The following is a 21,856-nucleotide window of genomic DNA, read 5'->3' as shown; positions in this document are numbered from 1 at the left end:
GCTTAGCCGATTGCAGACCAAAGCGTGGTCAGGGCGGCCAAAGGATCGTCCTGACCCCAGATTTCATTGCCAATGCCAAAGAAATCCGTTTTCGGCGCAAGTTTCGCGATCATCTCAACATCGAGATGGCCTTCGGCCACGCAGGGAACTTCGATCACTTCGGACCACCACTGAAACAGGTCTTCTTCGGCCACTTCACCGTCACCCAAGGCGGTTTCTTTAACGGGGCCAAAGGAAATGTAATCCGCGCCAGCTTCGCCTGCACTCATCCCGTCATGACGCGATCCTGCGCAGAAACTGCCAACAATAGCGTCTGCGCCCAAAGTTGTGCGCGCATGGCGAACCGAACGTGCTGCATCAGTCAGGTGCACACCGTCCAGACCAAGGCGCTCTGCCAGTAAAACATGCTCGGCGATGACCAGCGCCACGTCACGGGCATCGGTGATCACGCGCAGCGTATCAGCGGCGCGCGACAGCTCGCTTTCGTCTGTGGTGGATAACGCAAGGCGCACGCAAGCCGTTTCATGGGTGTCCAGAATACTTGCCAACACATCGGGAAAGCTCTCCAGCTCAAGCGCGGGAGGTGTGATGAGGTATAGCTGCGGCTGTTCTGGTGCGTCTTGCATGTCGAAATGTCCTTTGGGTGGCTTAGGGCTGATTAGCGTAATCTGGATCAGGATGGAAACGTTAATCCGCTGCTTGCTTCATATTGGCAAGGGCAGGGGCGCGGGGTAAGAGACTGTCTATGAGAGTAGAAACACCACCCACCCCGAGCTTTGTCCTTGTGCGCCCCCAGATGGGCGAAAACATCGGCGCGGCTGCCCGTGCCATGCTGAATTTCGGCTTGGATCATATGCGTATCGTCAACCCGCGTGATGGCTGGCCCAATCAATCGGCTGTTGCGATGGCCTCTGGCGCTGGCCGTGTTTTGGATGCGGCCCAAGTTTCGCCAGACCTGCCGGATGCGCTGGGGGATTGTAATTTTGTCTTTGCCACCACAGCGCGGGATCGTGACCTGACCAAACCCGTCTACACGCCAGAGGCCGCAATGGCGCTGGCGGCGGAAAAGATCGCTGCGGGTGAACGGGTGGCCGTTCTATTTGGCCCCGAACGTGCGGGCCTCGAAAACGACGACATCTCGCGCGCGAATGCGATTGTTTCTGTGCCTGTGAACCCCGAGTTCGCCTCGCTGAATCTTGCGCAGTGCGTTTTGCTGATGGGCTATGAATGGATGCGCCAGCAGGGCAACCATACGCCTGTGGTACAGGAAATGGCGGGCACCGATTGGGCGGACCATTCCGAGATTGAGCATCTGGCGAAACATTATGAGGAACGGATGGAAGACGCGGGCTTCTTTTTCCCCGAACACAAGGCTTCCTCGATGAAGACGAACTTGCGAAACATGTGGAGCAGGCTGCCGCTGACCCGCGCGGATGTGCAGATGCTGCACGGAACCTTGCGGCAGATGGTCCGTTGGAAGGAACGCGACTAGACCCCGTTGGCGCGTGCAACTACCAAAGACATAAGAAGATTACGAAGAGAGGGCGACATGGCCAGCAATCGAAAGCTATTTGAAGACGTCGGTGCCCAAGCGGCAAAGCCGGTGGCGACAAAAGGGGTGATTGACGCAGGGCGCGGTGGCGCGCGTGGCGCGATCCGGATCTGGCTGATGGTGCTGTTTGCGCTGGTCTTTGTGATGATCCTGATCGGCGGCGCAACGCGTTTGACCGACAGCGGCCTCAGCATCACCGAATGGCGCCCGTTCACAGGGGCGATGCCGCCGATGAACACCGCCGATTGGCAGGCCGAATTCGCCAAATACCAAGAGATCGATGAATTCCGCCTCCAAAACAGCTGGATGACGCTGGCTGATTTCAAACTGATCTATTGGTGGGAATGGGGCCATCGGCAGTTGGGCCGAGTGATTGGCCTTGTCTGGGCCATTGGGTTTCTGTGGTTTTTGCTGCGCAAACAAATCCCGACAGGCTGGACGCCAAAGCTGTTGTTGCTGGGGGGGCTTGGTGGCCTGCAGGGCGCGATTGGCTGGTGGATGGTATCCTCGGGCGTTACTTCGGGAACGGACACGACGGATGTGCATAGCGGCCGTTTGGCCGTTCACCTTGGGCTGGCCTTTGTCATTATGGGGTTTATCACGTGGTATGCCCTTAGCCTTGGCCGCACTGAGCGTGATCTGATGCAGGCACGCCGCGCCAAAGAGGGTAAGCTGTTTGGCCTCTCCACCGGTCTGTTGCATTTCGCATTCTTGCAAATCCTGATTGGTGCGCTGGTGGCTGGGATCGACGCGGGACGCACCTATACGGATTGGCCGCTGATGGCTGGGCAGATCTTTCCACCGCAGGCCTTTGCGCTAGAGCCGTTCTGGAAGAACTTTATCGAGAACCCCGGGCTGGTGCAGTTTATTCACCGCGTGACGGGGTATCTGCTGTTTGCCTTTGCTGTTGTTGTCTGGCTGCGCGGACGTGCCTCAACCCACCCAAACACACGGTTTGCCTTTAACGCCACCTTTGCGGCGATTGCGCTGCAAGTTGTTCTGGGCATCACCACAGTCCTGTATGAGGCGCCGTTGACCATCGCGCTGATGCACCAAGGCTTGGCCGTATTATGCTGGGTCTTGATCCTGCGTGCGCGCCATCTATCCCTTTACCCCATCGCCACTTCGCTCAGAGGAGCAACAAAATGACCGCATATGATGATCTGATGGCTTTCACCCGTGATACACAGGCCCTTGGGCAGGTGGCTGGAAGGCTGGGATGGGATCAGGAAACCATGATGCCGCGCGGTGCCGCGCCCCAACGTGCCGAAGAAATGGCCGCGATGGAAAGCATCCTGCATGCGCGCCGCATTGATCCACGTGTGGGCGAATGGCTGGAAGCGATCGACCCCAAGACGCTGGATGAAGTTGGCCAAGCCAACCTGCGCCACATCCGCCGCAGCTTTGATCGCACCAGCAAGATCCCCGCAGCATTGGCGACACGGTTGGCCAAGCTGACTTCGGCGTCACAAGGCATCTGGGCCGAAGCACGCGAAGCGGATGACGTCAGCGCCTTTGCCCCGACATTGGCCGAAGTCATCATGCTGAAACGCGAAGAAGGGCAGGCATTGGCCGCAGGTGGCGATGTTTATGACGCCATGCTGGACGACTATGAACCCGGTACATCGGGCGCCGACCTAGAGGCGATGTTCGGCGCGATGCGCCCTGTCTTGTCTGAACTCCGCGCAGCTGTGCGAGAGGCGAAAGGGCCAGAGGCGATATCGGGTGATTTCGATGAAGGGGCGCAGATGAAGCTGACCCGTCAACTGGCCAAAGCATTCGGCTATGACATGACGCGCGGGCGGGTGGATAAGGCCGTTCACCCGTTCTCTTCCGGTTCCGGTATGGACGTGCGGATCACCACACGCACCAACCCCGCTGATCCGTTCAACTGCCTGTATTCAACCATCCACGAAGTCGGCCATGCAGCCTATGAGCAGAACATCAGCTCGGATTACTTGCTAACGCCGCTCGGCAATGGGGTGAGCATGGGCGTGCATGAAAGCCAAAGCCGGATTTACGAAAACCAGATCGGCCGCAGCCGCGCCTTTACAGGCTGGTTGTTTGGCCAGATGAAAGATGCCTTTGGTGATTTCGGCGTAAAGAACGAGGATGATTTCTATGGCGTGGTGAACCGCGTTGGCGATGGCTATATCCGTACCGAAGCGGATGAATTGCAGTATAACCTACACGTCCTTTTGCGCTTTGACCTAGAGCGCGCGCTGATGTCGGGTGACCTTCAGGTGAGCGAACTAGAGACCGCATGGAATGACCGTTTCGAGGCCGATTTCGGCTATGCGGTCGACAAAGCATCAAATGGCGTGTTGCAAGACGTTCATTGGTCTGTTGGCCTGTTCGGCTATTTCCCGACCTATAGTTTGGGCAATGTTTACGCGGGTTGCCTGAACGAGGCGATGCGCAAGGCGCTGCCAAATCTGGACGCAGAACTGGCCAAAGGCGACACATCCTCAGCGACCAATTGGTTAGGCGCAAATGTTCAAACCCACGGTGGCCTGTATGAGCCACGCGCGGTGATCGAACAGGCATCGGGGCAAGCCCCATCCGAAGCCCCATTGCTGGGATATCTCAAGGAAAAGTTCAGCGGTATTTATAACCTCTGAAGAGAAACTGATGGTTGAAAACGCGCAACGCCTGCACCTTTGGCGCTGCGCGCCCCTAGATCAACGCCATCCGTTCAGACCGCTCAGGGTCTGGGAAGGGGCGGTAAAGGCCAAAACTGCTGTGCTTGATAAGGTCGTGAACAGCGCGGTGCATGCGTTCAACCTCTTCTTCATGAGAGCCGCTTAGGCGGAAGGCCTGATCTAGCTGCGCCATATCTTCGACTTCAATTTCCAGAATGAAATCCGCGTGCTGATCCGAGGCGAGGTTCAGCTTGCGGCGCATCAAACGCCAGCTTTGGATTTTGCCTGCATCTTTTAGATGGTTCATCCACTTTTCGAGAGCCATCGAAAACCCAAGCGCTTTGGAATCTTCTTTGAGGTCGATCATACAATGATAAAGGTTCATCCAAGCTCCTTACGTGGTTGTTGCATCGCAAGATGTAGCAGTTAGGTTACCTATCGGTTAAAGGTGGCCCCCTTATTTCGCAGCAGTTTTCGACGCGCTTGGTTTATTGGCGGGTATGACACCTTGCCGATGGGTTAGAAGGGGCCGTTGGTTCGATTGAACGAGCTTGGAGGCAGTTTATCCAGCTACCAGTTATGCGGCTCATTTCTGAGGGCTCTCCAACTAAAAAGAGCCGCCTCAATTTGAAGCGGCTCTTTTGGGTTTGAATGGTCGAAAGGTTTACTCGGCGGTATCGCCTTCACCTTCAACAACATCTTCGTCGCCTTGGTCTGCAATCCACGCAACTGATACGACAACTTCGTTCTTGCCAGTGTCAAAGACCTTTACACCGCCAGCGCTGCGCGAGCGGAAGGAGATCCCCTCAACAGGCACGCGGATCGACTGGCCCTTGGAGGTGGCCAGCATGATCTGGTCTTCCATCTCAACAGGGAAGGAAGCCACGATCTGGCCGCCGCGCATGGCTTTGTCCATCGCAGTGACACCCATGCCACCACGACCGCGCAGCGGGTAATCAAGGCTTGAGCTCAGCTTGCCTGCGCCGCCTTCGGTGATGGTCAGGATCAGGTTTTCAGCGGCAGACATTTCTGCATAACGCTCCTGCGACAGGGGCATATCGGCGTTGCCTTCTTCCTCGTCAACGGTGTCTGCATCATCCGCGATACCCGCCATGGCGCGGCGCATCTTCAGATAAGCAGCGCGTTCGTCGCTGCCTGCGTCAAAGTGGCGGATGATCGACATGGAGACAACTTTGTCATCACCGTTCAATTTGATTCCGCGCACACCAACCGAATTACGGCTGTTAAACACGCGCACATCAGTGGCACGGAAACGGATCGCACGGCCCGAATTGGTCACCAGCATCACATCGTCATCATTGCTGGCGATACGTGCGTTGATCAGGGTGGTGCCCTCATGCTCGTCCTCGAATTTCATCGCGATCTTGCCGTTACGCATGACGTTGGTGAAATCAGACAGTTTGTTGCGGCGCACGGTCCCTGCGGAGGTGGCAAAGACCACCTGCAGATCGTCCCATTCTTTTTCATCACGGTCTACTGGCATGATCGCGGCAATAGAAACGCCTGTCGGGATCGGCAGAATGTTCACAATAGCCTTGCCTTTGGAGGTCCGGCTACCTTGGGGTAGGCGCCACGTCTTGAGCTTGTAAACCATCCCGTCCGTCGTAAAGAACAGCAGCTGCGTGTGTGTATTGGCCACAAAGAGGGTCGTCACAACATCCTCTTCTTTGGTGGCCATACCAGACACACCTTTGCCGCCACGACGCTGGGCGCGGAAATCAACCAGCGGGGTGCGCTTGATATAGCCGCCCGAGGTCACAGTCACGACCATGTCTTCGCGTTCGATCAGGTCTTCGTCGTCCATATCACCAGACCAATCAACGATCTCGGTGCGGCGTGGGACGGCGAACAGGTCTTTGACCTCTTGCAGCTCGTCACGGATGATCGACATGATGCGATCACGCGAGCCAAGGATTTCGAGGTATTCTTTGATCTTGGCGGCCAGTTCTTCCAGCTCGTCTGTAACTTCTTTGACACCGATCTGTGTCAGACGCTGCAGGCGCAATTCGAGGATGGCGCGGGCCTGTGTTTCGGACAGGTTATAGGTGCCATCGTCGTTGGCCGTATGTGTCGGATCGTCGATCAGCGCGATATAGGGCAGGATGCCTTCGGCGGGCCAGCGGCGTGTCATCAATTTGCTACGCGCCTCGGCGGCATCCGCGGATGAGCGGATGGTTGCAACAACTTCGTCGATGTTGGTAACCGCAACAGCCAAACCGCACAGGATATGGCTGCGCTCGCGCGCTTTGCGCAGCAGATAGGCGGTGCGGCGGGCCACAACGTCTTCGCGGAAATCGATAAAGCTGGTGAGGAAGCGGCGCAGCGTCAGCGTTTCTGGACGGCCACCGTTCAGCGCCAGCATGTTACAGCCGAAATAGGTCTGCATCGGCGTAAAGCGGAAGAGCTGGTTCATCACCACTTCGGCTGTGGCGTCCCGTTTCAGTTCGACAACAACACGCACACCATTGCGGTCGGATTCATCCTGAACATGGGCGATGCCTTCGATCTTTTTATCGCGCGCGGCCTCGGCGATCTTTTCGATCATGGAGGCTTTGTTCACCTGATAGGGGATTTCGTCGATGACAATCGCCCAGCGGTCTTTGCGGATTTCCTCGATACGGGTTTTCGAGCGCACAATAACGCTGCCACGCCCTTCTAGGTAGGCTTTGCGCGCGCCAGAACGGCCCAGCATGATGCCACCAGTGGGGAAGTCAGGGCCGGGGACGTAATCGATCAACTGCTCGGAGGTCAGGTCAGGCTCTTCGATCAGGGCGAGACAGGCGTCGATCACTTCGCCAAGGTTATGGGGCGGAATGTTGGTCGCCATGCCGACAGCAATACCACCAGCACCGTTGACCAGCATGTTCGGGAAACGGGCAGGCAGAACGGTAGGTTCTTTCTGTTTGCCGTCATAGTTGTCTTGGTAATCAACGGTATCTTTGTCGATATCGGACAGCAGGAAGGCAGCAGGTTTATCCATGCGTACTTCGGTATAACGCATCGCGGCGGGGTTATCGCCGTCCATCGAGCCAAAGTTGCCCTGACCATCCAGCAAAGGCAGCGACATGGAAAAGTCCTGCGCCATGCGCACCAGCGCATCATAGATCGCGCTATCGCCATGCGGGTGGTACTGACCCATCACATCCCCAACAGGACGCGCTGATTTGCGATAGGCCTTATCCGAGGTATTCCCCGTTTCATGCATCGCAAACAAAATGCGGCGGTGAACGGGTTTCAACCCGTCCCGCAGATCAGGAATGGCGCGGCTGACGATAACCGACATCGCATAGTCGAGATAGCTGGTGCGCATCTCGTGTTCGATGGTGACCGATGGCCCGTCGTACACAGGGCGTTCGGGGCGGTTTTCGTCTTCGTTTTCAGGTGTTTCCGGCGTGTCGCTCAATGTCTGTCCCAGCTTTGCTGATATCTTCTATATCTTGGGGGTCAGTATAGCGCGAAGCCCAGATAAGGTGCAATCCTATTGCGTAAAATGCGGCCCTTGTCGGGGTGAATTTTACAAAGACCTTAGCCGCTGGCTGGTGCGGCTTTGGCTGAGAGCGGAAAACTGACGCCACGTTTTGCTGCTCAGGGCGGGTCAGATGGGTAAGCTTGCTGAAAACGGAGGAGGAATAAGAATGCAACGGCTGTTAACCGACCATAAAAACATCACGTCAACTCAGATCGAGGACATCCCCGCGCAGGTTTTGGAGGCGGGGCAGGCGCGCTTGAAGCTGGATAGCTTTGCCTTAACCTCAAATAACGTCACCTATGCGGCTTCGGGATTTGCCATTGGGTATTGGCATTTCTTTCCCACAGGGATCGACGGGCAGGGGCTGGTCCCTGTCTGGGGGACGGCAGAAGTGGTTGAAAGCAACAGCGATGCCTTGGCTATTGGTACGCGGCTTTATGGGTTTTATCCCTTCGCGGATGAGTTGGTGATGACGCCAGAGGCTGATGGCCATGGCGGAATTGTTGATGCCGCGCCACACCGTGCTGAATTGCCTGCCGTGTATAACCGATACGCGCCAATTCGATCAGGCGAGGCATCTGAGGATCACATGCGCGCCTTGCTTCAACCACTGCTGGCGACATCATATCTGTTATATGATTGGTTGATGGATAATGATTGTTTCGGGGCGACCCAAATCATCATCGGTAGCGCCTCGTCCAAGACGGGGCTTGGCCTGTGCAAATATCTGGCCGAGCAGGAAAGCCGCGAATACCGCATCGTTGGCCTGACCTCGGCACGCAACAAAGACTTCGTGCTGGGCCTTGGTGCGTGTGATCAGGTTTTAACCTATGAAAAGATTGCACAGCTTGATCCGCAGCCCTCGGTCTATGTTGATATGTCTGGTAATGCGCTGGTAAAGGCGCAGGTGCATTCCGTGCTGGGGGAGCACCTCAAACACTCATCAGCTGTTGGGATTAGCCATTGGGACCAGTTCCAGCCCCAAACCGTGGTCGAGGGCGTAAAGCCGCAGTTCTTTTTTGCGCCAGCCCAGATCGCCAAACGGCGCGAAGAATGGGGGCCGGGGGTGATTGAAAAACAGATCACGCAAGCGTGGAAGCGCCTTGCCACCGATGCATCGGATTGGCTGGATGTGCAGCTGCATGACGGAATCGCAGAAGCCGCCAAGGTTTATGACGCGCTGGCCAAAGGCACGGCCAACCCGCGGGACGGTCATGTCTTCCGGTTAAAGCGCGATTAACCCGAGCAGCTCGCGCCGCCAAGGACGCAGAATTTAGCGCAGTGGGGGTGGTTGAGCGCGACATCGCGCTCGGCCTCTTCCAGGGTTTCACCCAATTCGAAATCAGGGGAGTAAGCCAAAAGGGTGCAGGCCAGAACAGCCGGCTTTTCCGCGCCGCGCCGTTTGACAACCATACGCGAAGACGAACACATCACCGCGTCAGGTGATTTGTCCAAAATACCCCAACAGGCAGTGGTGATTTCAGGCACCTCGACGGTTTCGTCCATTTCAGGGAAAAGAACTGTCATTGCAGGGTTGTAGGCGTCGATCCTAAAGTCATTTTCGGCAAAGAACGTGGCATATCCTGCGCGGCTATCTGCATCGCTGTCCCCAAATACGGAGCGCCCAGCAACGGCCATGGTAAACCCGTTTTCAGACAGCCACTTCATACCTGTTACGGTCTTGTCAAACGCCCCTTTGCCACGCTCTTCGTCGTGCAGTTCTTTGCTGTAGTGATCCACCGAAATCCTCAGGGTGATCTTGTCAGGATAAGCAGCCTGTAGGCGCAGCAGACCTTCGCGGGATTTCTTGCGCATCATGGGCATCATGGCATTGGTCAGGATCAACACTTCATAGCCCCGCTCCAGCGCGGCTTCGGTCATGTCGATCATTTGGGGGTTCATAAAGGGTTCACCGCCAGTAAAGGCGATTTCATTGACGTTCCAGTTTCGCTCTTCCAATTGATCCAGATATTCGCGCACTTCGTCTGCGGTGATGTAAACCAACGCATCGTTTTTGGGGCTGGAGAGGATATAGCAATTGGTGCATTCGATATTGCACAGGGTACCCGTGTTGAACCAAAGCGTTTCAGGGTTTGTCAGCGCAACAGTCGCACGCGGCTCACCTTTGGCGGTGGTGGCGATGTCTGTGAATTTGCCGTCATTTGCGGTTGCGATATCTTTCACGCTTGCGCACTCCTGTACTTAATCCTGTTACCTAGATGGGGTAGGGTAAGCGCAAAGGCAAGAAAAGAGCGACAGCAAATATGCACAGAGTTGTGAAGTTGCGTTATGCATTCATGTTTGCGCTAACAAATTTGAATTGCATGTGCTAAAGGGGCCGCTAACTGCTGGAAAATTCCGGCTATGGCGATAAACTACGGCAAAAGCTCCATCTTTGATGGGTGAAAGACAAAAGGCATTACAATGGTTTCACGCGTTATTCCTGTTGATCTGTTTGATCTGGTGATTTTCGGCGGCACGGGCGATCTGGCCCGACGCAAGATTTTACCAGGGCTTTTTCGTCGCTTCTGTGCGGGGCAAATGCCAGCCGAGGCGCGGATCATTGGCGCCGCGCGCAGCGAGTTGGACACAAAGGGCTACCGCGAAATGGTCCGTGAGGCGATTGCCGAGTTCGGAGGCGAACAAGCCTGCGGTGACGAGCATCTGGAAAAATTTCTGGGGCAATTGGAATACGTCACCATTGATGCGCGCGGCGATCAGGGCTGGAAAGAGTTACAGCAGCTGGTGGTCGGAACAGATCGGGTTGAGGCCTACTACTTTTCTGTTGCGCCTTCCTTGTTTGGCGACATTGCAGAACGTCTGCAAAAATGGGGTATGGCGGATGACGAAGCGCGCATCGTTGTTGAAAAACCCTTTGGCCGCGATCTGGCTACTGCGCGCAGCCTGAACAAGACGCTAGCGACCTATTTCAACGAAGATCAGATTTACCGGATCGATCATTACCTTGGTAAAGAAACCGTACAGAACCTTATGGCTGTGCGCTTTGGTAACATGCTGTTCGAACCTTTGTGGAACAGCCAATATGTTGATCACATTCAGATTACAGTCGCCGAAACGGTCGGTGTTGGCGGGCGCGGTGAATATTACGACAAATCCGGCGCCATGCGCGATATGGTGCAAAACCATTTGATGCAGCTGCTCTGCCTCATTGCGATGGAACCACCTGCGCAATTTGCGCCAGACGCGGTTCGCGATGAAAAGCTGAAAGTCATTCGCGCGCTGGAAGCTGTTGCGCCCTACCATATCGTTCGAGGGCAGTATCAGGCCGAACCCTGCAACGAATCCGAAAACCCCGGGTATCGTACGGCGGTCGAAAACCCGCGCTCGCGAACAGAAAGCTTTATCGCGCTGCGGACAGAAATCAGTAACTGGCGTTGGGCGGGGACGCCGTTTTACCTGAGGACGGGCAAACGAATGGCCGCGCGATCCTCTGAAATCACAGTTGTCTTCAAAGACACGCCGCACAGTATTTTTGGCGATGAAGCAGGGCGCCATCGCAATGTCCTGTCCATCCGGTTGCAGCCGAACGAGGGCATTACCCTTGGGGTGACCATCAAAGAACCGGGACCAGGCGGTATGCGCCTGATCGACGTCCCCCTTGATATGAGCTTTGCGGAAACGCTGGATCCGGATCATGTGGATCATGTGGATGCCTATGAACGGCTGATTATGGATGTTATCCGCGGGAACCAAACCCTGTTTATGCGCGGTGACGAGGTCGAGGCGGCATGGGCGTGGACCGATCCGATTATTGAGGGGTGGGAGGCGCGCAACGACGTGCCAAAACCCTATGACCACGGAAGCGAAGGACCAACGGATGCAACTGAACTACTGCGCCGTGAAGGCCGCGAATGGCGGAAGGTAAAAGAGTGATTTTCCAAGACTACCCAACCCGTGATGCGTTGATGCAAGCTGTTGCATCCAAATTGGCTGCTGATCTGCAATCCGCTTTGGCCAACCGTGACACCGTTACATTTGCAGTGCCCGGCGGCACCACGCCAGGCCCGGTATTTGATGCCCTGTGCCAGATTGATCTGGACTGGTCGCGGGTACATGTTTTGTTGTCTGACGAACGCTGGGTTCCAGAGGATCACGCGCAATCCAATGCCGCGCTGATCCGATCGCGGCTTTTGCAAGGTTATGCCAGCAAAGCGGCGTTTACCCCTTATTATTCGGCCTCTGATGACATCAACACAGCTGCTGATAAACTTTCACAATCGCTGTCTGCCTTGGGCGCAATTGATGTTTTGCTGCTGGGGATGGGCGCGGATATGCATACGGCTTCGCTGTTTCCAAAAGCTGCTGGGCTAGAGGCCGCAATGGCTGAGGATGCGCAGCTTTTGGTGCCCATTTCTATCGCTGGTCAAGAGGTCCAGCGGTTTTCACTTTCAGCGCCTGCTTTGCGGGCTGCGGGGGCGAAACATATCTTGATTACGGGTGACGAAAAACGCGAGGCCCTCAACCAAGCGAAAGATCTATCCGAGGCAGAAGCGCCCATTCAGATCGTTTTGCCAGATGCCACCGTACATTGGAGCGCAGCATGACGATTTGGAAAACCCTAAGCGCGCAACATGAAAAGGTTGCGGATCGCAGGATCGATAGCCTGTTTGACGATGCTGGCCGCGCTGAGGAATTCTCGGCGCAAGCGGGGGATATGTATTTCGACTATTCCAAAACCAACATTGATGCAGAAACCCGTGAAAGCCTGTTGGCCCTTGCCAAAGAAATGGGGCTAGAGGCCAAACGGGATGCCATGTTTGCAGGCGCGCGCATCAATGAAACCGAAGACCGTGCCGTTTTGCATACGGCTTTGCGCAATCTTGATGGTGGTCCCGTCGTTGTAGACGGCGAGGATGTGATGCCTGCGGTTCTGGAAACGCTTGCCGCAATGCGCCGTTTCGCGGATGAGGTTCGTGCGGGCAAATACACAGATGTTGTGAACATCGGCATTGGTGGCTCTGATCTGGGGCCAGCAATGGCGGTACGGGCCTTGGCACCTTACCACGATGGGCCGCGCTGCCATTTTGTTTCCAACGTTGATGGCGCGGATATCGCGGACACTCTGCACGGTTTGGATGCAAAAACAACGCTGATTATCGTTGCCTCCAAAACCTTTACGACCATCGAGACAATGACAAACGCCAGAACGGCGCGGGCATGGATGCTGGATCACGGTGGCGACCCAAAATCCCAATTTGCAGCCCTCAGCACCGCCGAAGATAAAACCGCCGCGTTCGGAATTGACCCTGCGCGCGTCTTTGGTTTCGAAGATTGGGTCGGGGGGCGATATTCGGTCTGGGGGCCAATTGGCCTGTCCTTGATGATCGCAATTGGCCCCAAAGCATTCGATGCGTTTTTGCGCGGTGCACAGGCGATGGATGTGCATTTCTGCGCCGCCGACCTAAATGAAAACCTGCCAGTTCTGTTGGCCTTGGTCGGCATCTGGCACAATCAGATCGGTGGCAATGCCACCCGTGCCGTATTGCCCTATGATGAACGGTTGGGGCTGCTGCCAAACTATCTTCAACAGCTAGAGATGGAATCAAACGGCAAAGGTGTCTTGCGGGATGGGACGGATACGCCCCGTGATACAGGGCCTGTCGTCTGGGGCGCGGCTGGCACCAACGGGCAACATGCGTTTTATCAGCTGATCCACCAAGGTACCCGTGTTATTCCTTGCGAATTTCTCTTGGCAGCTCAAGGGCATGAGTCCGATCTGGCCCATCACCACCAGTTGCTGGTGGCCAATTGCCTTGCCCAATCCAAAGCCTTGATGCAGGGACGTTCATTAGAGGTTGCGCGCAAGATCGCAGCGGACAAAGGGTTTGAAGGGGACGATCTAGAGCGGCAGGCGCGCCACCGCGTGTTTCCTGGGAACCGCCCGTCGACGACATTGCTTTACCCGCAGCTTGATCCCTTCACCTTGGGGCAGATCATCGCCCTTTATGAACACCGCGTCTTCGTTGAAGGGGTGATCTTGGATATTATCTCGTTTGATCAATGGGGTGTTGAGCTGGGCAAGGAACTGGCCACGTCACTGCAGCCTGTTGTCGAGGGGGCAAAGGATCCCTCCCAAGAAGACGGATCAACCGCGGCATTGGTGGATTTCATTCACCGCCACCGCGACTGATCAGCGCCAAACATCGGCGGGCCGCATTCCCCTACATCATATCAGGGGCGCGGCCCACACGGTTGGCCAGACGGGCCACTGTCAGACCCTGTACAATGATCGAGAAAATCACCACAACGTAGGTGCAGGTCAGGATTAGCGGCTTCCATTCGCCATCAGGCAGGGATAGCGCGAGCGCGACCGAGATACCCCCCTTGAGGCCGCCCCACGTCATGATCGGCACCACACCCGCGTTAAAGCTGCGGAAGGGCCGCAGCAGGGTGATCGGAACGTAAACCGCGACAAATCGGGCAAGCAAAGCCAGCGCAATCGCGGCAATAGCGGTTAGTAAAACATCATCGTCAAAGGCGATGGCAAAGACTTCGAAGCCGATCAGCAGGAATAAAACTGCGTTCAGGATTTCGTCAATCAGCTCCCAAAAACCGTCAACATAAGCGCGGGTTTGTTCAGACATCCCTTTTGCCGTGCCCACATCCCCAATCAACAAGCCCGCACAAACCGCCATGATCGGCGCGGAAACGTGCAGCCAAACCGCCAGCTCATACCCCCCAAAGGCAAGGCCAAGGGTAAGAAGCACCTCGAGCGGGTAGTCGTCAATCCGACGCATCACGCGAAAGGTGAGCCAGCCCAGCACAATCCCCAAAACCGCGCCGCCAATGGCTTCTTGGAAAAACAGGATCACCGCACCGGTGACAGGGTCGCCACCGTGCCCATGGGCATCGCCATGTGGGAAGGCAAGACCGACCAGCACCAGAAAGACAACGTAACCAACACCGTCGTTAAACAGGCTTTCTCCAGCAATCTTGGTCTCTAGTGCCTTTGGCAAATCCGCTTCGCGTAACACGCCCAACACAGCCACCGGATCTGTTGGCGAAATCAAGGCGCCAAACACCAAGGCCACCAGCAAAGGCATGCCCGTCAGCCAAGAAAAACCAATTCCGACGATCGCAGTTGATAGCGCAATACCCAGCGTTGCCATCAAAAACACAACCCGCCACTGGGCCCGCAGATCGCTGAGCTTTACATGCAAAGCACCCGCAAACAGCAAAAGCCCCAGCATGCCTTCCAGCAACGCCTCGGAAAAATCGATCCCCGTAACGATGCCACGCACCGTGTCAGCGATCCCCAATGCGGGTAAAAGCAGGTCGAGACCCAGTAAAACAAAAGAGGCGAGCAGCGAAACGATCAGGATGCCGATGGCGGATGGCAATTTCAGGAACAGATAGTTTATCGCGCCAAATCCCCCAGCAAGTACAATCAAAAGGGAAGTGATCTGTAAAAACGTCATGGGGCGGCTCCAGTTTGGCTACACCATAGGTCGCATGCAAAGATACATTTCGCAACGGGGTGACAAGGAGCAGAAGAAAGGGGGCTCTGGAGCGGGTAACGAGAATCGAACTCGTAACTAAAGCTTCCTGAATTTTACGCTCAATTGATTGATTTAAATTACTAAATTAGATTTCTCTCAAAATGGCTTGCATAGTTACATAACACTATCATACTATTTTTAACATATTTTATGTGGGGTAGGATGAGGGTTTATGCCAAAGGTAGCAAAAGAGTTAACACAACTTGAGATTAATCGACTGCAAGCAACACATGAGAGAAACCCAAGTCACTTTGCTGTAGGAGGGGTGGCGGGATTGCACATACAAATCACCCCAAGCAATGCGCGATCATGGCTGATGATCGTAAGCTATGGTGGCAAAAGGCGTGAAATTGGTCTTGGTGCTTACCCAGAAGTTTCGCTTAAAGCCGCAAGAGAAGAAGCTAGAGCGATACGTAAGGATATTCGCGAAGGGATAGACCCAGTACAAAAACGCAAAGACGCGTGGCTGGCATTACAGCACGCCAATTTCTTTGGAAAAACCCTCATCGAGGTTTATGAAGAATTTTTACCGATAAAACGCCAAAGGCTTCAATCTGAGAAGTACCGAAAAAGCTGGGGAGAGGGGCTTAAACAATATGTCTTTCCCTTGCTTGGGTCAAAGACAGTTAACGACATATCAACTGCTGAAGTTGGCAACACCTTGCTGCCCATATGGCATTCAAAAAACTCTACGGCTGAGAAGTTGAAGCAACAACTCAAAGACATTTTTGATTATTCAGCAGCTCAAGGCTACCGTGAAAAAGCAAACCCAGTTTCACGTGACAGCAATCTTGGACACATACTAAAAACCATACCAAAAACTAGCCATTACGGTTCAATTAGGCTTTCAGAAATATCTCAATGGTGGGCCGATCTATGTGGTCGTGACGGCAATGGATCGTTAGCTTTGCAATTCCAAACCCTAACAGCCACCAGAACAGGTGCAGTACGCTGCGCTACTTGGGACGAGTTTGATTTTGAAGGAAAGGTCTGGACGATCCAACCGGACCGCAAGTTTTCCAAAATCAAAGCGGGGGATAACCCCCGAACTGTTCCCTTAACAGATGCTATGATCGAACTTGTCAAAAGGTCGGATTCACATGGCAACAATAACCTAGTGTTTCCAGCACCGAGGGGAGGGTGCCTTAGTGACGCTTCCCTTTCTGCTGTAATGAAACGCATTCATGAGGCTAAGTTAAAAAAGGATGGAGTGGGCTATCTCGACCCACAAAATAAGAAACCCGCTGTCCCTCATGGGTTACGCACTACGTTCAAAACATGGGCGAATGAAGTGAGCGACTATGAAGACAATCTTTCTGAAATGGCGCTTTGGCACAATATCGGAAACCACGTTCATAAAGCTTACTCAAGAACTCAAATGGTAGAAAAGCGGCGGGACATGATGGAAGAATGGCATTCATTTATTGTTAAGTAGCAATACCCCACAAAAATTCATGATAAGAGATTCTTTACCTATAATTTTATGGTACATTTCCAGCCAAATCAAAACACGGGATCAAAGATCGAACTCTTATAATGCTACTGAAGTCGCTCATTTGGCCGCTGTTATACTAGGTGATAAATTGTTCCTAGTCGCGTTAATCTGGGAGCGTGGCTGCCCCTAAATCCATTGCCGTGGACCTAGGGGCGGTAGCATAGATCAAGCATCGTCCTGCCTTCTTTCCTAGCAAACTTTAGTATGAGGGCGCAATTATGCAGTCTGAAAATAAACTACTTACTCAAGCCGAAGTCCGATCCGCAATGGGTGGCGTTACTAGCATGACAATCTGGCGCTGGCTTCAAGACCAAAAACTAGACTTCCCAAAGCCGATCAAAATAAAAACAAGAAATTATTGGCGATCTTCTGACCTATCAAGCTGGATCGAAAGTAAAGGGGAGGCTGCTTAATGGACGATAGCAAAAAAGCCCCCCAGCGCGAACCGGAGGGCAATAATGGTAGCTATGGACATCATGACACTACCACAAACGAACAAACCGAAGCAAATGAGGTAAACACCGAACTTGCGCTGCGTGTGGATGCAACCCGTGCCAAGGTGACAAGCTGGCTCGAACGGATTACAAAATGGCGCGAAAAAGTTGGCCCAGAAGCCGAATTGCAGCCGGAATTTTATCGCTATCACCCGGCATTTGAGGAAATTTCTGTCATTTTGTCGGATGTGTTTGTCGTTGCGGAAGATGATGAAATCGACACATGGGCTACGGAAACCCTGCACAAGATCACAAGGGGCGCTGACGGCAACTTACGGTATGCGGGGAAAGGGAAGAGCGGTCTAGATGGCATGATCGACACCATGCAGCGGGCCGCACTGGTGGCGGTTCAAGCCGGAGACTTGTCTGCGGCGGGATTGGCGTCAATGCAAATCGACATGGCCCAAAAGCTGAAATTGATCCTGTGGTCAGATGATTGGCCGCTTGAATTGCCACTTGTAGTTGGCATTCGGGAGGCTGTTTAATGGATGATGCTGTAGCGGCATTTTTCGGCGGCGATGACTCTGCTTTGGAAAGGCTTCCCAAAAGCAATCCTGTTGCGGCTGCTAATTCCGGAATGCGAGTAATTAACGGGGGGCGGGCGGCAACGCTTGCCCCTCAGCCTGCCATGCGAGAACCTACGCCATTTGTCTGGCTTGACCCAGCGACACAACCAACGCGACCATGGACATATGGCAATCACCTTCAGCGCAAGACGGCATCCGCAACAGTTGCGCCCGGTGCAGTGGGTAAATCTTCTTTGGTGGTGGTCGAGGCTTTGGCAATGGCTACCGGACGCGCTTTGCTAGACGTAACGGTGCCAGCACCACTAAAGGTCTGGTTGATTAACCTTGAAGAGCCAATGGACGAATTGAACCGTCGAATGGCAGCAGCAATGCTTCATCATGAGATCAACCCCAGTGAGATTAAGGGGCGGTTCTTTCTTGACGGTCGCGATTGTGAACTCTGCATGGCAAAACAGGTGCGTGGGGAAATTGCGATCAATACGCCAATGCGGGATGGATTGATTAAGCATATCAAGGAGCATGGGATCGACCATTTAACAATTGATCCATTTGTTAAATCTCACCGCGTAACAGAAAACGACAACAGCGCGATTGATGCTGTCGCGACTGAATGGGCGAGGATTGCTGACGAATGCAACATCTCAATAGAGCTTGTCCATCATACGCGGAAAGGTAATGGGCAAGAACTTTCATCCGAAGATGGGCGTGGCGGTAGCTCTCTGCTAAACGCTGTTAGGGATGGGCGCGTTCTGAATAAGGCTAGCAGCAAGAAAAAGAAGGAAATTGGTGTTGATGTGGTGTCTGACCGCGCAACCTACTTCACAGTGACGCAAGATAAACCGAACTACTCCACTGGTAGCGGGGCGGAATGGCACCGGACTGTTGGCATTGAACTTGGGAATGGTGATTGGGTTGCAACTGTTGAACGCTACACGCCACCTGATGCTTTTGACGGCATATCTGTTGCGGATACCTTAGCAGTTCAAAGGGCCATAGATATGCTAGAAGATCCACGGCAGAGTGCACAGGCGAACAATTGGGTAGGTAAATCCGTTGCCGATGTTCTTAATCTGGATACGGATAATGACAAACGCCGTATCCAGCAGATGCTTAGTGCTTGGCAGGCTAGCGGTGCACTTATAATCGAAAAGCGCAAAGATAGCGGTAAGGGTAGAGAATATCCGTGCCTAATTGTTGGTGAATGGGTGAATGAAACCTAGCACCCCCACCACGCTAAAACCAAGGTGGGGGAAGGTGGGTAGTGGGGAAAACCTCACTTACTCTTACCGACCCCACCACTACCCCCCCCTTTAGGGGGTAGATGGTGGTGGTGGTGATGAGAGCGGCCAAAATTAGTAAACAAGCGAGGTGGGGGCGTTGTTTCCGCTAATTCGCGGTGCTTATGCATAAATGCTAGACTTACAACATGAATTATTATGACCGCATAGAAGCATCGCACCGCCGCTTGCTGGCCCAATACGGGCAGGGCAATGTGGAGATAGGACGCACCACGACAATGCCCGGTGCGACTGAATTTGACCCACCAACAACTAGCACAGTCTTTGAGACAGTGACGGCGGTAGTGCAGGGGGTTGGTCTAGAATATGCAGATGGTTCTAGCGTCCGATCAAGCGACCTGACCGTGCAATGTGGGGTGCCAAGCATCGCGCCTGATCTTGGCAACAAGGTGCGCATAGATGGTGGGCCATTCCTATCTGTTAGGCAGGTTGATCCAGTGCCAGCCGCTGGTGACCCTGTAGGCTATATCCTTATCGTGAGTAGGGGCTGATGCTGGTGATTGAATGGGCGTTGGCAGCTACTACAATCTGGGTTTGGTGCGACATAGCAATCGGCCTAATGGCCTTAGTATGATGGTTCCAATGCCATTGCTTCTAAATAGGGGGCCTTTCGGGGGTCTTACTGTTCCTTTCTCTCTCCCAAAAAATCAACCACGGCACATCTCTGCTATTTCACTGAAACTTGAATTAAATTCCTTCATACCAGCCGTAAGCTCGGCTGCTAAATCCTCGGCTCCTTGTCTGTGTGATTCATCTTTTGAAAAGAGCCGAATAACCGTAGCAAACATGCCAGCGTCTTTGATGAGCTCCGTCATTGGGACTACGGTCTGCCCAAATTTCTTGCAAAGTTCTGCGGAACTTGCGCGCTCTGCACTTGCAGCTATCGGGGCGAATTGGGCAATGCAAACCGCCGCAACAAATATTTTTCGCATAATCATTCTCACTTAATGGGTTTAAAATGTCAGCCTCTGTTCGTTCTCTAGCAGCAATATCATTTCTAGAAAAACTAATTATTCCCGAAGGTAAAATGGCGGGAAAACCCGTTAAACTGGCCTCGTATCAGCGGCAATTTATCTGCGGTGCGCTTGCCCCTAGCGTAATGATTGGCTGTCTTAGCATAGGTAGGGGGAACGGAAAAACAGCATTGTCGGCTGGGCTTGCTCTTGCTGACGTAATGGGGGAACTGACAGACCAGCCAAAGCGGGAAGTTATTCTCGCGGCTCGAAACCGTGACCAAGCAAAAATTGCATTCCAATTTATTGTCGGCTTTGTCGAGGGCTTGCCTGATGCAGAACAGGAACTGTTCACAATTCGGCGTGGCTCCAAGCTGGAAATTGAATACAACGGCAATGGTGGGGGCCTTGCGCGATGTATTGCTGCCGATGGTAAGTCTATTCTAGGCGGTGCGCCTACATTGGCGATACTGGACGAACGGGCCGCATGGGATCGTGACAAGGGCGACAACTTGGAAAACGCCATTTTGTCGGGGCTTGGTAAACGTGACGGGCGAGCGCTGATTATCTCGACCAGTGCGCCTGATGATGCAAACACCTTTTCCCGCTGGTTAGATGAACCGCCCCCCGGAACATATGTGCAGGAACATAGGCCAGCTTTTGGATTGCCTGCGGATGATCTTGAAAGCTTGCTTATAGCAAACCCCGGATCAAAAGAGGGCATTGGATCAACTGCGGAATGGCTGGTGGCGCAAGCGTCCCGTGCCATTGCACGTGGCGGCTCTGCGCTTTCCAGCTTTAAGAACCTAAACCGCAACGAACGTGTCAGCACCGAAGACCGTTCTATGCTGGTCACGATTGATGAATACCTTGCCGCCGAAGTCGCGCCAGATGGTCTGCCGCCCCGCGATGGGCCGTGCGTTCTGGGCGTTGATCTTGGCGGGTCGCGTAGCATGTCAGCAGCGGCCCTATATTGGCCCCAGACAGGGCGACTTGAAGCGATTGGCACTTTCCCTTGCAAGCCTGGACTTGCTGATCGTGGCGCGGCTGATGGGGTGTCAGGGCGTTACTCAGAAATGCAAGAGCGGGGCGAACTGACCACAATGGGCGATACAACGGTTCCAGTGGGGCGTTGGTTGGCTGACGTGGTGGCAATGACTGACGGGCAGGGCATTGCCTGCATTGTTGGCGATAGGTTCCGACATGCAGAATTTACCGAAGCAATGCGGGCGGCTGGATTGGAACGGGTGCCGTTTATCTGGCGGGGCTTTGGCTGGCGTGATGGTGCCGAAGACATAGAGCGGTTCCGTAGAGCATTGTTTGAAGGCATGGTGAAAACGCAACCTAGCTTATTGCTGCGATCTGCTTTTGGCGATGCAATCACGTTGGTTGATCCTGCTGGCAATCATAAACTAGCCAAAGCCCGATCACTGGGCAGGATTGATGCGGCTGCCGCATCTGTCATCGCCGTTGCCGAAGGGGCGCGAATGGTGAACCGACCAAGCCGCAAAAGCCGTGTGGCGCAATGGGTGTGAGGCGCTATGACCGACATAGCGCAAAGGTCACAGGCTCCAAGCGTTGGCAGGTGGTGCGCAAACAAGCAAAAGACCGTGACGGCTGGAAGTGCGTAGAATGTGGGACGCGAGGTGTACGCTTAGAAGTAGATCACATTAAACCTGTTAGGCAAGCACCTGATTTATCGTATGAACTTTCAAATTTGCAGACACTTTGCACCCCATGTCATAGCCGTAAAACACGCATTGAAATTGGGCTTGGGAAACCAGACCCCGAACGGGAAAGATGGAAGACTTTGCTAAAGGACGGTCATTTTAATAAAACCTAGAAATTTGATAGAGTTAAGCATCATAACTTAAACCTAGCTAGG

Annotated in this window: 19 protein-coding genes; 13 read left to right on the top strand and 6 right to left on the bottom strand. The window is 53.9% G+C overall.

What is annotated here, in order from left to right:
* Window positions 1-2 precede the first annotated feature (2 nt).
* Window positions 3-626: a thiamine phosphate synthase gene (locus tag Z948_RS0116755; RefSeq protein ID WP_025060702.1), complete on the bottom strand. Its 624-nt coding sequence runs from the start codon at window positions 624-626 to the stop codon at window positions 3-5.
* Window positions 627-745: 119 nt separating this feature from the next.
* Here Z948_RS0116755 and Z948_RS0116750 point away from each other — a divergent pair, with 119 nt between their 5' ends.
* From Z948_RS0116750 to Z948_RS0116740, 3 genes are read left to right on the top strand one after another with little or no spacing between them, the layout of a single operon-like run.
* Entirely contained in the window at window positions 746-1,492 is a 747-nt protein-coding gene (locus Z948_RS0116750) for an RNA methyltransferase (protein ID WP_174416589.1), read from the top strand.
* A 57-nt stretch (window positions 1,493-1,549) separates the two neighbouring features.
* Window positions 1,550-2,701 carry a heme A synthase gene (ctaA, locus tag Z948_RS0116745; protein ID WP_025060700.1) on the top strand — a complete coding sequence of 384 codons (1,152 nt, stop codon included), beginning with the start codon at window positions 1,550-1,552 and terminating at the stop codon, window positions 2,699-2,701.
* Window positions 2,698-4,173 (top strand): carboxypeptidase M32, encoded by a 1,476-nt coding sequence (locus Z948_RS0116740; RefSeq protein WP_025060699.1) that lies wholly within the window; start codon window positions 2,698-2,700, stop codon window positions 4,171-4,173. Before ctaA ends, Z948_RS0116740 begins: the two co-directional genes overlap by 4 nt.
* 55 nt (window positions 4,174-4,228) lie before the next feature.
* On the opposite strand, the gene Z948_RS0116735 is transcribed toward Z948_RS0116740, so the two are convergent.
* Both Z948_RS0116735 and gyrA read right to left on the bottom strand, forming a co-directional pair.
* On the bottom strand, window positions 4,229-4,579 hold the full coding sequence (locus Z948_RS0116735) for a DUF6614 family protein (RefSeq protein ID WP_025060698.1): 351 nt from the start codon (window positions 4,577-4,579) through the stop codon (window positions 4,229-4,231).
* A 279-nt stretch (window positions 4,580-4,858) separates the two neighbouring features.
* Window positions 4,859-7,618 (bottom strand): DNA gyrase subunit A, encoded by a 2,760-nt coding sequence (gene gyrA, locus Z948_RS0116730; RefSeq protein WP_025060697.1) that lies wholly within the window; start codon window positions 7,616-7,618, stop codon window positions 4,859-4,861.
* A 232-nt stretch (window positions 7,619-7,850) separates the two neighbouring features.
* Between gyrA and Z948_RS0116725 the strand changes: the two genes are divergently transcribed.
* Window positions 7,851-8,924, top strand: a complete 1,074-nt coding sequence (locus Z948_RS0116725; protein ID WP_025060696.1) for a DUF2855 family protein — start codon at window positions 7,851-7,853, stop codon at window positions 8,922-8,924.
* Here the strand turns inward: Z948_RS0116725 and Z948_RS0116720 are convergent.
* Window positions 8,921-9,868 carry a radical SAM protein gene (locus Z948_RS0116720; protein WP_025060695.1) on the bottom strand — a complete coding sequence of 316 codons (948 nt, stop codon included), beginning with the start codon at window positions 9,866-9,868 and terminating at the stop codon, window positions 8,921-8,923. The two genes, Z948_RS0116725 and Z948_RS0116720, sit on opposite strands and share 4 nt — an antisense overlap.
* Window positions 9,869-10,108: 240 nt before the next feature.
* Between Z948_RS0116720 and zwf the strand changes: the two genes are divergently transcribed.
* The 3 genes from zwf to pgi are packed head-to-tail and all read left to right on the top strand — an operon-like array spanning window position 10,109 to window position 13,835.
* On the top strand, window positions 10,109-11,578 hold the full coding sequence (gene zwf, locus Z948_RS0116715; protein ID WP_025060694.1) for a glucose-6-phosphate dehydrogenase: 1,470 nt from the start codon (window positions 10,109-10,111) through the stop codon (window positions 11,576-11,578).
* Complete coding sequence (gene pgl, locus Z948_RS0116710) at window positions 11,557-12,249, top strand: 6-phosphogluconolactonase (protein WP_081784075.1); 693 nt, start codon at window positions 11,557-11,559, stop codon at window positions 12,247-12,249. Before zwf ends, pgl begins: the two co-directional genes overlap by 22 nt.
* Window positions 12,246-13,835 carry a glucose-6-phosphate isomerase gene (gene pgi / locus Z948_RS0116705; protein ID WP_025060692.1) on the top strand — a complete coding sequence of 530 codons (1,590 nt, stop codon included), beginning with the start codon at window positions 12,246-12,248 and terminating at the stop codon, window positions 13,833-13,835. The genes pgl and pgi overlap by 4 nt, the downstream gene beginning before the upstream one ends.
* A 31-nt stretch (window positions 13,836-13,866) precedes the next feature.
* On the opposite strand, the gene Z948_RS0116700 is transcribed toward pgi, so the two are convergent.
* Window positions 13,867-15,123: a cation:proton antiporter gene (locus Z948_RS0116700; protein ID WP_025060691.1), complete on the bottom strand. Its 1,257-nt coding sequence runs from the start codon at window positions 15,121-15,123 to the stop codon at window positions 13,867-13,869.
* Window positions 15,124-15,376: 253 nt separating this feature from the next.
* Here Z948_RS0116700 and Z948_RS0116690 point away from each other — a divergent pair, with 253 nt between their 5' ends.
* From Z948_RS0116690 to Z948_RS18575, 4 genes are all read left to right on the top strand, one after another.
* A complete protein-coding gene (locus Z948_RS0116690; protein WP_025060690.1) occupies window positions 15,377-16,639 on the top strand; it encodes a tyrosine-type recombinase/integrase in 1,263 nt (420 codons plus the stop codon).
* Between the two features lie 472 nt (window positions 16,640-17,111).
* Window positions 17,112-17,678, top strand: a complete 567-nt coding sequence (locus Z948_RS0116680; protein WP_025060688.1) for a hypothetical protein — start codon at window positions 17,112-17,114, stop codon at window positions 17,676-17,678.
* Complete coding sequence (locus Z948_RS0116675; protein WP_025060687.1) at window positions 17,678-18,940, top strand: AAA family ATPase; 1,263 nt, start codon at window positions 17,678-17,680, stop codon at window positions 18,938-18,940. The genes Z948_RS0116680 and Z948_RS0116675 overlap by 1 nt, the downstream gene beginning before the upstream one ends.
* A 206-nt stretch (window positions 18,941-19,146) precedes the next feature.
* Complete coding sequence (locus tag Z948_RS18575; protein WP_052836234.1) at window positions 19,147-19,509, top strand: hypothetical protein; 363 nt, start codon at window positions 19,147-19,149, stop codon at window positions 19,507-19,509.
* Between the two features lie 156 nt (window positions 19,510-19,665).
* On the opposite strand, the gene Z948_RS19035 is transcribed toward Z948_RS18575, so the two are convergent.
* Complete coding sequence (locus Z948_RS19035; protein WP_162171780.1) at window positions 19,666-19,962, bottom strand: hypothetical protein; 297 nt, start codon at window positions 19,960-19,962, stop codon at window positions 19,666-19,668.
* Between the two features lie 83 nt (window positions 19,963-20,045).
* Here Z948_RS19035 and Z948_RS0116660 point away from each other — a divergent pair, with 83 nt between their 5' ends.
* Window positions 20,046-21,506: a terminase large subunit domain-containing protein gene (locus Z948_RS0116660; protein WP_245604592.1), complete on the top strand. Its 1,461-nt coding sequence runs from the start codon at window positions 20,046-20,048 to the stop codon at window positions 21,504-21,506.
* On the top strand, window positions 21,497-21,814 hold the full coding sequence (locus Z948_RS18820; RefSeq protein WP_025060683.1) for an HNH endonuclease: 318 nt from the start codon (window positions 21,497-21,499) through the stop codon (window positions 21,812-21,814). Before Z948_RS0116660 ends, Z948_RS18820 begins: the two co-directional genes overlap by 10 nt.
* Window positions 21,815-21,856 lie beyond the last annotated feature (42 nt).

Source organism: Sulfitobacter donghicola DSW-25 = KCTC 12864 = JCM 14565 (genome assembly GCF_000622405.1).
Taxonomy (GTDB): Bacteria; Pseudomonadota; Alphaproteobacteria; order Rhodobacterales; family Rhodobacteraceae; genus Sulfitobacter; species Sulfitobacter donghicola.
The sequence above is the reverse complement of the archived record's forward strand: the minus strand, read 5'-3'. Positions and strand labels throughout refer to the sequence as shown.

What these genes read in the sequence shown, in the direction of transcription:
- Z948_RS18820 (WP_025060683.1), top strand. Translation starts at nt 21,497, where the DNA reads ATGGGTGTGAGGCGCTATGACCGACATAGCGCAAAGGTCACAGGCTCC.
- Z948_RS0116675 (WP_025060687.1), top strand. Translation starts at nt 17,678, where the DNA reads ATGGATGATGCTGTAGCGGCATTTTTCGGCGGCGATGACTCTGCTTTG.
- Z948_RS0116690 (WP_025060690.1), top strand. Translation starts at nt 15,377, where the DNA reads ATGCCAAAGGTAGCAAAAGAGTTAACACAACTTGAGATTAATCGACTG.
- Z948_RS0116750 (WP_174416589.1), top strand. Translation starts at nt 746, where the DNA reads ATGAGAGTAGAAACACCACCCACCCCGAGCTTTGTCCTTGTGCGCCCC.
- Z948_RS0116680 (WP_025060688.1), top strand. Translation starts at nt 17,112, where the DNA reads ATGGACGATAGCAAAAAAGCCCCCCAGCGCGAACCGGAGGGCAATAAT.
- Z948_RS0116755 (WP_025060702.1), bottom strand. Translation starts at nt 626, where the DNA reads ATGCAAGACGCACCAGAACAGCCGCAGCTATACCTCATCACACCTCCC.
- Z948_RS0116735 (WP_025060698.1), bottom strand. Translation starts at nt 4,579, where the DNA reads ATGAACCTTTATCATTGTATGATCGACCTCAAAGAAGATTCCAAAGCG.
- Z948_RS0116725 (WP_025060696.1), top strand. Translation starts at nt 7,851, where the DNA reads ATGCAACGGCTGTTAACCGACCATAAAAACATCACGTCAACTCAGATC.
- Z948_RS18575 (WP_052836234.1), top strand. Translation starts at nt 19,147, where the DNA reads ATGAATTATTATGACCGCATAGAAGCATCGCACCGCCGCTTGCTGGCC.
- zwf (WP_025060694.1), top strand. Translation starts at nt 10,109, where the DNA reads ATGGTTTCACGCGTTATTCCTGTTGATCTGTTTGATCTGGTGATTTTC.
- Z948_RS0116740 (WP_025060699.1), top strand. Translation starts at nt 2,698, where the DNA reads ATGACCGCATATGATGATCTGATGGCTTTCACCCGTGATACACAGGCC.
- ctaA (WP_025060700.1), top strand. Translation starts at nt 1,550, where the DNA reads ATGGCCAGCAATCGAAAGCTATTTGAAGACGTCGGTGCCCAAGCGGCA.
- Z948_RS0116700 (WP_025060691.1), bottom strand. Translation starts at nt 15,123, where the DNA reads ATGACGTTTTTACAGATCACTTCCCTTTTGATTGTACTTGCTGGGGGA.
- pgl (WP_081784075.1), top strand. Translation starts at nt 11,557, where the DNA reads ATGGCGGAAGGTAAAAGAGTGATTTTCCAAGACTACCCAACCCGTGAT.
- Z948_RS0116660 (WP_245604592.1), top strand. Translation starts at nt 20,046, where the DNA reads ATGGCGGGAAAACCCGTTAAACTGGCCTCGTATCAGCGGCAATTTATC.
- pgi (WP_025060692.1), top strand. Translation starts at nt 12,246, where the DNA reads ATGACGATTTGGAAAACCCTAAGCGCGCAACATGAAAAGGTTGCGGAT.